The sequence below is a fragment of the Flavivirga sp. 57AJ16 genome, from assembly GCF_028736925.1.
Classification (GTDB): Bacteria; Bacteroidota; Bacteroidia; order Flavobacteriales; family Flavobacteriaceae; genus Flavivirga.
The window spans coordinates 1-1,843 of record NZ_JAQZAT010000043.1 but is presented as its reverse complement, the minus strand read 5'-3'; the positions used below and the strand labels follow the sequence as shown (position 1 = coordinate 1,843).

1 protein-coding gene is annotated in these 1,843 nt (G+C 38.0%); it reads right to left on the bottom strand.

Annotated features, from left to right (window positions below; translation table 11 throughout):
- Positions 1-1,843, bottom strand: a 1,843-nt coding sequence (locus tag PQO00_RS20250) for a leucine-rich repeat domain-containing protein (protein ID WP_274186675.1), incomplete at both ends; no start/stop codon positions are given.

Sequence of the window (1,843 nt, the reverse complement as noted above, 5' to 3'; positions counted from 1 at the left end):
CTCATCATCATCTTCGGTAATTGATTTAAAGCCTGTCCAACCTGCGCTTTTATAAACACTTTTAGTACCCTCTGGTATAATTAATGCGATTTCTTCTCGATTTCCAAATGTATTTGAAACAATCGTTGCTGGTGTCATGCCTTTTGCCATAACCTTTTCTAAGGCATTTTCTCTAAAAGCCAAATCACCAATAGCAGTAACACTATCTGGAACGGTGACACTTGTTAAGTCATTATCTCTAAAAGCATCATCACCAATTGCAGTGACACTATCTGGAATGTTTATACTTGTTAAGGCATTACCTCTAAAAGCATCATCACCAATTACAGTGACACTATCTGGAATGGTGACACTTGTTAAGTCATTATAAGCAAAAACTCCATTTCCAATAGCAGTAACACTATCTGGAATGGTAATACTTGTTAAGGCATTACCTCTAAAAGCATCATCACCAATTGCAGTGACACTATCTGGAATGGTGACACTTGTTAAGCCATTATTATCTCTAAAAGCAGCAGCACCAATTGCAGTGACACTATTGCCAATGGTGACACTTGTTAAGGCATTTTCTCTAAAAGCATCATCACCAATTGCAGTGACACTATCTGGAATGGTGACACTTGTTAAGGCATTACCTATAAAAGCATCATCACCAATTACAGTGACACTATCTGGAATGGTGACACTTGTTAAGTCATTATGAGCAAAAACTCCATTTCCAATAGCAGTGACACTATCCGGAATGGTAATACTTGTTAAGGCATTACCTCTAAAAGCATCATCACCAATTGCCGTGACACTATCTGGAATGGTGACACTTGTTAAGCCATTATTATCTCTAAAAGCAGCAGCACCAATTGCAGTGACACTATTGCCAATGGTGACACTTGTTAAGGCATTTTCTCTAAAAGCATCATCACCAATTGCAGTGACACTATCCGGAATGGTAATACTTGTTAAGGCATTACCTATAAAAGCATCATCACCAATTACAGTGACACTATTGCCAATGGTGACACTTGTTAAGTCATTATCTCTAAAAGCAGCAACTCCAATTGCCGTGACACTATCTGGAATGGTGACACTTGTTAAGGCATTACTAATAAAAGCTCCATCACCAATAGCAGTAACACTATCTGGAATGGTGACACTTGTTAAGCCATTATTATCTCTAAAAGCAGCAGCACCAATTGCAGTGACACTATTGCCAATGGTGACACTTGTTAAGGCATTTTCTCTAAAAGCAGCAGCACCAATTGCAGTGACACTATCCGGAATGGTAATACTTGTTAAGGCATTACCTATAAAAGCATCATCACCAATTACAGTGACACTATCTGGAATGGTGACACTTGTTAAGTCATTATGAGCAAAAACTCCATTTCCAATAGCAGTAACACTATCTGGAATGGTAATACTTGTTAAGGCATTACCTCTAAAAGCATCATCACCAATTGCCGTGACACTATCTGGAATGGTGACACTTGTTAAGGAATTATTAAACTTAAAAGCAGCATTTCCAATTACCGTGACACTATCTGGAATGGTGACACTTGTTAAGGCATTACTAATAAAAGCTCCATTTCCAATAGCAGTAACACTATCTGGAATGGTGACACTTGTTAAGGCATTATAAGCAAAAACTCCATTTCCAATAGCAGTAACACTATCTGGAATGGTGACACTTGTTAAGGCATTTTCTCTAAAAGCCAAATCACCAATAGCAGTAACACTATCCGGAATGGTAATACTTGTTAAGCCATTACCAAGAAAAGCCTCATCACCAATTGTTGTGACACGATATGTTATGTCTTCATGGGTTACTGTTTCTGGTATATCAATA